Below are 5,435 nucleotides of genomic sequence, written 5' to 3'. Positions count from 1 at the left end.
CAAGTCAAACCCAGTGCATTGATCGATGCCCTCGATAACATAGAGCTTCTTTTTATGAATAACCGTGCGCCCCAATAAAACTCCACCATAAGGTTCCAACTCGTGTCGTGGCCGCCTCCAGACCACCTGTCCGGACTGAATATTTCTAACGGTAAAGTAATCCGCCTCCTCGTCGAAAGCCCCATACACGCCCAACATCACCTCCGGATCCACGGCCCTATAATACAAGCGGTCTGTCTCCACTGACTCGATCGTGACATTTTTATTGTGCACGTCCGCCCAAAGAAGATAGTAATTTTCAGATTCTTCTCTAGCAGGAATCAGAAATCCATTCTCCGTTTCAATAATACCCGCCCGAGCATACCTCAGGCCATCGCCATAAGCGTACGGGTCCAGAATCACTTCACCTGTTTCCCGGGAAAACACGATGCCGCCCGCACAGAGATACTTTTTATTCACAACAGCATTTTCAAGCGGGAAGACTCCAGGGTATTCTAGCTTCCATACCACCTCCCCATCCGCTAGACGGACAGCGACAACATGCATTTCCAGCGTTGTCAATGGACCACGTTTGCCGGGAATATAGATTACACCCTCACAGATGACGGGAGTTCCTCCAAAATATACGTTGTCACTATAAAAGCCTTCGAAATACCAATTCTCCTTCCGCGCGCTTGGCACCGACATCTCACCTGAATTCTCAACGACACGATTTGTACCAAGGTTGCAATGATTACAAGACCAATCCATTTTGTAGCCTGTTTAATTAATAAATGGAGGAATCATCAAACCCGTTCCGTCCACTACAGTTAAAATACTGTCAATCGCCGCATCGTCCGACGGAAATTCATTCCCCCTCAAGAACGAATAAACACCATCCCTCAGCTCATGCGTCGCCTCGTCAATACGCCCGCGATAAGATTGTCCCATCAGAAAATAGGTTAGGCCAGCACCGGAGTCTTCATATTCATCAAGCCAAATGATTTTACCCAATCTCTTACTTTCCGTTGCGTCCCATAATTTTGACACCTTCGCATTCAGGTGAGATTCAAGCTGATCAAAATTCGTGAGGGTTGAAACATCTTTTCGATTCTGCACCTTCACTTCTGTGAACTGGTTGGGTGCCGATCCGCCAACCCCTTCTCCCCTATGCGAAAAATCAACGCCCGGCCCATCAACCTCCGGGTTGCTTGGTTTTGGAGATCGATCCGTGATATCCACCGACGCCTTGTTGACATTGGGCACGTCAACCACGATCCCATAGCAATCCGTGCGTGTCTCGATACATTGCCGTGCGATGGATTCGCCCATCAGGCCAACCATATTGCCTTGATCGCCTCCGCTCATACGGGCCATGTACGAGCGATACATGCGCAGTCCTTCCACATCGTCCGCATCGGGAATGCCCGGCTTGTTCAGCACTTGAATGAAGAAATCGAGGTTGCTCACGGTCTCACCGGGCGGACCAACGCGCTGACCATCCACGTAAACACCCGCCTGATCACCCATGGCTCTGGCAAAACTTCTCGTGCTTTCGGTTGCACTGTCCAGGTTCCTGACCACACCGGCTATCATGCCGTTCAGGGCGTCTCCGGCACCGGCGTTGTCCATATCCGCCAGGATTCGCGCCGTGCCAGGACTCATATCAATTCCTGCCCGCCGAAGGCGGCCGATCCTGCGCAATGTCTTTTTGGCGATTGCTAGAGAGTTGTCTCCGTACCGCGCGGTGTCGACCACCTCGCGCATCACATCGGTGATTTCACCGAGACTTCGGCACGGCTGGCGCGCGGCGTAGGCATTGGGTCCGAACAAGCCTTCCGCGGCCAGTTCCAGCGTCCTGGCGCCCCAACCAGTCGACTGATTCGAGAGGGATGCGCTTTGAATGCCGCAACTCGCCCCCGCCAGCAGGATATCGATATAGATCTGCAGGTCATCGAGGCTACGCACGCTTCGGACAAAGAATGCACGCACCGACTCCGCCGAATGCGTCACCAACTCCGTCACCCCGGCGGCAAATCTCGACATCTGGCGCAGCGCTTCGGTCGAATCGGTGATCATCAGCCGAACTTGACGAAACACGAAGACCACCGTGGCCCGGACCAGCCCCAGAATCGCCCGGATGTCGTTGATGAAGAATTCCCGGAACAGGGTCCTGAGCGACAGCAGGCCCGCCCGCATGGGTGCCAGCGTGGTCCCGCCGGTAAAGACGATGCTGGTCACGGTCAGGGCCACACCGATCGCCGCAAAAGCCAGTTCGACGGAGTCGACTTCCCCATGGGAATGGGGTCAGGTCTTGCAATACGACACGCAGCGGACCAACCGCTCCGATCAAATCTACCGGAGAAACACTCGCGCGCAGAACCTGCCTCCATCTTTCCCCGGACAACCCCGTCATTGCACGGCTTCCGACACATCTATCCCGCTTAACCCATAGCAAGTGGTCAGACTAGAAAAGATCCACCTGCCCCAGGCCAAGCACCCGCTTGACCGGCGCGAAGCTGCGGCGATGCAAGGGGCTGGCACCCAAGCGTTCCAGCGCCGCGAGGTGGGCGGGTGTCGGGTAGCCCTTGTGCCCCGCCAGTCCGTAGCCGGGGTGGGCCTGATCCAGTTCGATCATGGCGCGATCACGAGCGACCTTGGCGAGTATGGAGGCCGCACCAATGGCTGGCTCAATGGCATCACCCCCGATGACCAGACGGGTTTCGCAGTCGAGTCCCGGGTCGCGGTTGCCATCGACCAGCGCGCGTGTGGGCCGAATTTCGAGGCCCGTGACGGCACGCCGCATCGCCAGCAGTGACGCCTGGAGGATGTTGAGCTGGTCGATCTCCTCGACACTGGCTTCGGCGATGCACCAGGCGGCGGCGTGTTCACGGATGATGTCGAACAAGGCCTCGCGGCGCTTTTCGGTCAGTGCCTTGGAATCCGCCAGGCCGTCGATGGGCCGGGACGGGTCCAGGATCACGGCCGCGGCGACCACGGGGCCGGCCAGCGGACCGCGCCCAACCTCGTCGACGCCAGCAACCTGCTCGGTCACGCCAGCAGTTCCAGCACGGCGTCGGCCGCCTCGGCATCGGCATTTCTGGCGAGTTGCTCATGAACGGCGGCGAACTGCCGGGTCTGCGCCTGAGCATAGGCAGGCTGGGTCAGCAGCAGATGGGCAGCGCCCGTCAGCATGTCAGCCGTCGCGGCGCCCTGAAGCAATTCGGGCACGGCGGGGTCGTCCGTGAGCAGATTGGGCAGCGAGACATGTGGCGACTTCAGCAGGCCGGCGTCGAGCAGCAACCATGCCGTCAACGCGTTGGTGGCGTAGGCGACCACCATCGGTCGCTGGACCAGCAGCGTCTCCAGCGTCGCGGTACCCGAGGCGATCATCACGACATCGGCGGCAGCCATGGCCGTCTGCGACTCGCCGTCGACGACGGTGAGCGGGAGGTCGAACCCGCGTGTCAGCTCATCCAGCCGGGCTCTCGCCTTCGGGTTGGCGGCCGGCAGCACGCAACGCAGGTCGGGATGCCGCTTGCAAAGCGTCGTGGCCGCCGCGAGAAATGCGGGCGCGAGCCGATCGATCTCGGAACCGCGACTGCCCGGCAGCAAGGCCAGCACGCGACCGGCGCCCTCCATGCCGAGCCGCGCTCGTGCAGCCGTACGATCCGGATCGGCCTGAATCGCGTCGGCCAGAGGATGGCCGACGAACCGGACCGGGATGCCACTGTCGCGATAAAACGCAGCCTCGAACAGAAACAGCGTCAGCATCAGGTCCACGGAGCGGGCGATACCCTTCACCCTGCCCTGACGCCAGGCCCACACCGAAGGACTGACGTAATGCACCGTCTTGATGCCACGGGCGCGCAGACGACGCTCCAGACCGAGATTGAAATCCGGCGCGTCGATGCCGATCACGACGTCGGGCTGGCGTTGGATGATCTGCTCGATCAGCGTCTTGCGAAACCGCATCAGGCGCGGGACTTCCTTCAGGACCTCGACCAGCCCCATCACCGACAGCACATCGATGCTGGCCAGCGATTCGCAACCGGCGGCGTCCATGCGCGGGCCAGTGACACCGAAGACCTCGACATCCGGCACGCGCCGTTTCAGCGCTTCGATCAGTCCGGCGCCGAGAATGTCGCCGGACGCCTCACCCGCGACGATGGCGATGCGCATCGTCCGTCCTATCTCTGCAGGCCGCGCTTCGAATCCTCGATGAACCGGATCATCGATGCGATATGCGTGTCCTGTTCGTGTTCCCGCAGTGCTTCCACCGCGTCCGGAAGACGGAGATCCCTGCGGTAGATCGTCCGGTAGGCGTCCTTGATCAGCCGGATGGAGTCCTTGTCGAACCCACGGCGTTGCAGGCCCCGCGTGTTGATGCCACGTGGCACGGCCGGATTGCCATCCACCAGCACGAACGGCGGAACATCCCGATCCAGCCCGGAGGCGTAGCCGGTGAAACTGTGGGCGCCCAGCCGGCAGAACTGGTGGACCAGCGTGAAGCCGCCGAGGATGACCCAGTCCCCGATATGGACATGGCCGGCCAGGCTGGCGTTGTTGGCGAAGATGGTGTGGCTGCCGATCTGGCAGTCGTGGGCAACATGGCAGTACGCCATGATCCAGTTGGCGTCGCCGATCCGCGTGGCGCCGTCTTCCTTCAATGTCCCGCGATTGATCGTGACATTCTCGCGGATGACGTTGCGGTCGCCGATCAGCGTCCAGGTGTCATCATCTTCGGTGGCGGTCATGTCCTGCGAGATCTCGCCGACCGACGCGAACTGGTAGATCCGGTTGCCCTCGCCGATTCGGGTTTGCGCCCCGATGACGACATGAGGACCGATCCGGGTACCCGCGCCGATCTCGACCCGCGGCCCGACGATGGAATAAGGCCCGATCTCGGCCGTTTCGGCGATGCGGGCGGACGGATCGACGATAGCAGTCGAGTGTACGGTCATTCCGCCACGGACTTGGCCGCGCACATCAGCGTGGCCGTGCATGCGGTCTGCTCGTCCACCCAGGCGCGCGCCTCGAACTGCCAGATATCGCGTTTGTGACGCAGCACCTTGGCTTCCATCATCAGCCGATCACCAGGCGACACCGGCAGCTTGAAGCGAACCTTGTCGATGCCGGCGAAATAGAGAATGACGCCATCGGAGGCTCGCACTCCGGTCACCTCGGAGACCAGCAGCCCGCAGGTCTGCGCCAGCGCCTCGAGGATCAGCACCCCCGGCATCACCGGCTTCTGGGGGAAATGCCCCGGAAAGAACGGTTCGTTGTAGGTGACGTTCTTGAACGTCACGATGCGCGATTCACCATCGCACTCCACGACCCGGTCGACGAGCAGAAACGGGTACCGATGCGGCACCAGCTTCAGAATGTCATTGATATCGAGCTCACCCGCCACTGCCTGTTCCCCGCCCTGTTGACGATGCCGCCGGGTGATCACT

The 5,435-nt window shown here is 60.3% G+C and carries 6 protein-coding genes; all 6 read right to left on the bottom strand.

Going from position 1 to position 5,435, the window contains the following annotated elements; all coding sequences use genetic code 11:
- Positions 1–687: hypothetical protein (locus tag ABNS06_RS17135; protein WP_348675825.1), on the bottom strand; the 687-nt coding region annotated here is incomplete at its 3' end.
- A gap of 75 nt (positions 688–762) precedes the next feature.
- Positions 763–2,220, bottom strand: coding sequence for a hypothetical protein (locus ABNS06_RS17130; RefSeq protein ID WP_348675824.1), 1,458 nt, complete (start codon positions 2,218–2,220; stop codon positions 763–765).
- A 226-nt stretch (positions 2,221–2,446) separates the two neighbouring features.
- Positions 2,447–3,034 (bottom strand): ribonuclease HII, encoded by a 588-nt coding sequence (rnhB, locus tag ABNS06_RS17125; RefSeq protein WP_348675823.1) that lies wholly within the window; start codon positions 3,032–3,034, stop codon positions 2,447–2,449.
- Entirely contained in the window at positions 3,031–4,161 is a 1,131-nt protein-coding gene (gene lpxB / locus ABNS06_RS17120) for a lipid-A-disaccharide synthase (protein WP_348675822.1), read from the bottom strand. The genes rnhB and lpxB overlap by 4 nt, the downstream gene beginning before the upstream one ends.
- Before the next feature lie 8 nt (positions 4,162–4,169).
- Entirely contained in the window at positions 4,170–4,943 is a 774-nt protein-coding gene (gene lpxA, locus ABNS06_RS17115) for an acyl-ACP--UDP-N-acetylglucosamine O-acyltransferase (protein WP_348675821.1), read from the bottom strand.
- Positions 4,940–5,392 (bottom strand): 3-hydroxyacyl-ACP dehydratase FabZ, encoded by a 453-nt coding sequence (fabZ, locus tag ABNS06_RS17110; RefSeq protein WP_348675826.1) that lies wholly within the window; start codon positions 5,390–5,392, stop codon positions 4,940–4,942. The genes lpxA and fabZ overlap by 4 nt, the downstream gene beginning before the upstream one ends.
- Between the last annotated feature and the right edge of the window lie 43 nt (positions 5,393–5,435).

This window comes from uncultured Abyssibacter sp., assembly GCF_964000955.1.
Lineage (GTDB): Bacteria > Pseudomonadota > Gammaproteobacteria > Nevskiales > OUC007 > Abyssibacter.
Note: the sequence above shows the minus strand (reverse complement) of the source record. Positions and strands in the feature narration are given on the sequence as shown.

Bases quoted from the DNA above. Each gene is read 5' to 3' on its own strand.
- lpxB (WP_348675822.1), bottom strand. From the start codon at position 4,161: ATGCGCATCGCCATCGTCGCGGGTGAGGCGTCCGGCGACATTCTCGGC.
- lpxA (WP_348675821.1), bottom strand. From the start codon at position 4,943: ATGACCGTACACTCGACTGCTATCGTCGATCCGTCCGCCCGCATCGCC.